Annotated in this window: 4 protein-coding genes; all 4 read left to right on the plus strand. The window is 29.0% G+C overall.

The features are described from left to right. Positions 1-184 (plus strand): hypothetical protein (locus BMY79_RS12255; protein ID WP_207645463.1); only part of this gene is annotated, 184 nt, incomplete at its 5' end. Positions 185-193: 9 nt separating this feature from the next. Then, positions 194-481: a TIGR04197 family type VII secretion effector gene (locus BMY79_RS11610; RefSeq protein ID WP_074731021.1), complete on the plus strand. Its 288-nt coding sequence runs from the start codon at positions 194-196 to the stop codon at positions 479-481. Positions 482-498: 17 nt separating this feature from the next. Beyond that, the gene (locus BMY79_RS11615) at positions 499-2859 is read left to right on the plus strand and encodes a hypothetical protein (protein WP_074731022.1); all 2361 of its coding nucleotides are present in this window, start codon (positions 499-501) and stop codon (positions 2857-2859) included. Between the two features lie 2 nt (positions 2860-2861). Further along, the coding region (locus BMY79_RS11620) for a hypothetical protein (RefSeq protein ID WP_143065864.1) at positions 2862-3209 on the plus strand (348 nt) is incomplete at its 3' end.

A 3209-nucleotide genomic window follows, 5' to 3' on the forward strand; every position in this document is an offset into this window, starting at 1 on the left:
AAGGATGGATCCAAAATTGAAAATAACTATAGATGAATTAAGGTCTATGATTATTGATATGGAGAGAACTCAGCAGGAATTTGTTGATGATATGAAAAAAAGAATCAATCGAGAATTAACTCGACTTCAAGAAGAGGAAGATGCAATTAGAAAAGAGTTGATTAAGATAGGAGAGAAAAGGTAGGTAAGTATAATGGCAGATGAAAAAAAACTTAATATTCCGGATGGATCAATAGAAAAAATAGCTAAAGATTTGAATGAGTCAATAAAATCATTTAAGTCTGTTTCTTTAAAAAATCATGATTCTAAAACAACATTGACGGCTATAAAGAAATCAAAGGATGTAGTAAGCAGTGTTTCAAAGGAATCTGCTGAAGTTAAGTCAAGGACAACGGACGAAGCAAATAAAATTAATAAAATAGGAAATGAATATAAAAAGATGGATCAAGAACAAGCAAAAAAGAATAGAAATAGTAAATAAAGTAAAGGAGAATGATAATGGGACAGGAATTTTACTTAAATCCCAATACTGTAAAAACAGAGTGTGCAGAGGGTATATCAATATGTGTGTCTAAGACATATGATATAACGAAAGTTGTAAATGCGTACAAAGGTATTAGTTGTACAGAAATAAAATGTGCAGCAATAGATAATGAAAAAGAGTGGGTAGAAGATATGAATTCATATTTTGTAATGTTATGTACGATGCTTGCAGAATATCAAAATTCATATTGTAAATTACAAAGTGCAGTTGGCGATAGAATTCTAGATTCTGAAGAATTAGAAAATAGTTGTAGAATGCTAGAAATAGCATCAAAAAATATTGGAGCTGTTGTTAGTAAAACAGTAAATACTTATACATATAATGCTAATTTAAGTAAAGACGTAGCTGAACATAGGGAAAGTTTATTAAAAAAAGCAGATAGAGCTAAAGAGAAATGTAATGAGGCAATGAGCCTGTTAAATCAAGATCGTGATAGATATTATGAAATCGAAAATGCAACAAAAACTTTGTTTTTAGAAGGCGATAATTTTAAAAATTATGCAGAACAAATTCTTGCTTCGATTAAGAATGGAACAGTAGATGGTAAGGCATATACACCAGATAAAAATGCAGCATGGAGAAAAGAATATGTTGAGTATTCAAAAAAAGCAAATGCAGTTTTAGAGGTGCGAAATAGTGAATATTTTAAAAGTAAAAATTTAAAACAAAGCGAAATTGTAAAATTTACAAAAGAATTAGGATGTAGTGAGGATGTTTTATATTCGTATTTTGCGTATGCTGAAACTCACTCTGATAGTAAAAAAAATCTTACTTTTCTTGTAAATCTTGTTAAAGGAAAGTATCAAGAAGCTTTTAAGATAAGAGTAAGCAATCTAAATAAGGTATCAAAGACATTGATACAATCATATGGTTACAAAAAATTTAGTGATTTTTATGATAATCCTAATAGTAAAACTGAAAAAAAAGTTAAGGATTATTATAATGCTATGTTGGCAAATAGAAAAGATGCAAAAGATTATATAGAACTCATGAAAAAAGGAGCACAAGGATTTTATAATCAACTTTTGCCAATAACCGCAGACTGTTGTGAGCAAAAGGGTTATAAATCAAAAGAAACAGATAAAGCAATAAAGGAATTGTATAAAAGTCAAGATTTTGTCTTATTTAATGATTCTATACTTGGACAGTTTTATAAAAAAGGAAAAAAGCAAAAGGTAGTTGGCAATGTTATAGAAAATTATCCAACAGAGTATTCTTTTACGCATGAATATTCAGTTGAAAAAATTACGAGTATAGAATTTGGTGGAAAGACAAGTGATCGAGATTTTGATAGTGTTATAGTTGGTATGAATTGTCGTGATCATTCAGATTATGCTGGGTTTGAGGGAAATAAAATGATAGAAAAAAAAATTCTAAAAAATTTTTTCATATCAGGTAGTTGTAAAGATAGAGATAAAAAAGTAAGTGATCTTTGTCATGAAGTTTATAATGGACCTCATGAAGTAAGAGATGTTGTGATTAAGTCTGTCAAAGATGTGTTTGTTATTAGTTGCGGAGTAGTTAATCCGTGGGCCGGAATATTAGCAGAAGCAGGAATATCAGCATATGATTCAGGATTGGATGCTGAAAAGGTAATGGAGACAGGTAGTAAGGTATATAAAGAAGCTGATAAGAAGTTTAATCAGACAGGTAAAATGAAAAAAGCATTAGGCGATACAATTGGGAGGGTTAATTTTGATTTTTGGTCAAGAATTCCCAATATAGATGTTAATCCAAAGTTGGCTAGATATGGAACAGAGATAGGAAAAGAAACTGCAAGTTCAATTTTGACAATAAAAAATGTGGTGAGTTTGTTAGATGCGATTAAGGCAGATAAGGAATTTTATAAGAAAAAAAGTAAAGAAATAACCTCTACTTTGATTGATGTATTTAAGTCATATACTAGCGATGAGGATATAAATAATGAAAGCCAAAAAGTAAAATATAACTCATTTGGATCAATGGATTTATCTACTTTGCTGACAATAAAAAAATTAACTAGAGGAGAGATTAAAACAGATATAAATTGTAAAAAAAGTGCTATACGAGAGTATGTAAAAAAACATAAATTAAATAAGGTGTTTTCTGAAAAAGATATATTTTTTGCAGAGAAAATTATAGATTCAGAGAAAAATATAAAAGAACTAGTTTGTGATAAAAAAGGGAACTACAGTGGAGATAATTTGATACATGTGGTAAGTGCAATGCATCTTATTGACAGAGTAGGGAAAAAAAGTAGTACTTCCTCTTTTTTAGGAAAGATTGCTTCTGAAAAAGAGAAAATAATTGGATATATTCAAGGAGAGAGTGATTAGAAATGGATAGAAATGAAGAGATGAGAAAAAGTAAAAAAAAGAAAAAAGGAATTAAGAGGATATGCATAATTATGGCTGTTGTTATAGCTGTTGTTTTTTGTGTTCCATTTGATTTTAAATATATAAAGAAAAAAAGTAAGCAGGGTGGAATTGACTTTTCAACTTTTGAATTAGTAGAAAGAAGCACAACACCTGATGATAGTGTGTGCGTCGTTTCTGATATCGATAAAGAAGGAAAGAAATATTTTGATGATAATAAAGATTACTTATATGATTCTTTTAATAATTGCTTTACACCGCAAAGACTATCTTCAAATAAATTTGCATCATTTAAAATAGATATTTCTCAA

It is taken from the genome of Lachnobacterium bovis (assembly GCF_900111325.1).
Classification (GTDB): domain Bacteria; phylum Bacillota; class Clostridia; order Lachnospirales; family Lachnospiraceae; genus Roseburia; species Roseburia bovis_A.

Excerpts from the sequence above, each read along its gene's own strand:
- BMY79_RS11610 (WP_074731021.1), top strand. The coding sequence starts at position 194 with ATGGCAGATGAAAAAAAACTTAATATTCCGGATGGATCAATAGAAAAA.
- BMY79_RS11615 (WP_074731022.1), top strand. The coding sequence starts at position 499 with ATGGGACAGGAATTTTACTTAAATCCCAATACTGTAAAAACAGAGTGT.